1 protein-coding gene is annotated in these 461 nt (G+C 65.7%); it reads right to left on the minus strand.

Translation table 11 applies throughout. The annotated features are described in order from the left end of the window. Positions 1–214: 214 nt before the first annotated feature. Positions 215–461: SRPBCC family protein (locus tag WFH44_RS21350; protein WP_336716654.1), on the minus strand; the 247-nt coding region annotated here is incomplete at its 5' end.

Here is a 461-nt window from a genome sequence, read left to right on the forward strand (position 1 = left end):
TCGCCCGGGCCCGGGTCCGGGACGAGGATCGTCTCGATGCTGACCGGGGCATTCTTCTCTTTGGCAACAACGGCCTTGACCTTATGAACCATGCTGGGGGCAGTTCCTTTCATACCCGGGGAAATTCTGTTGGCTGGCGGCTGCCCGGCCCGCCTGAAGTCATCAAGCGGGCCGGGCAGCCGGTGGGAATCGTTGGCGGTCCGCCGGATAGGTCTTAGCCCACGACGGTCCGGGCGCGTTCTTCCAGGGGTGCGGTGTCCGGGGTGAGGCCGAGCAGGTCTTCGCCGGTGCGCTGGACGTCGCCGACCTTGCCGTGTACCCACTGGTGGAAGGCACTGATGTGGTGCTCACTGGGGACGAGCACGCCGCCCTTGGAGTAGACCTTGGAGGCCATCGCCGGCTGGCAGCGTTCGCAGGCGTCGAAGTCCTGCATGTTCACCCGGTGGAACAGTTCCACCGAG

This window comes from Arthrobacter sp. USHLN218 (assembly GCF_037144715.1).
Lineage (GTDB): Bacteria > Actinomycetota > Actinomycetes > Actinomycetales > Micrococcaceae > Crystallibacter.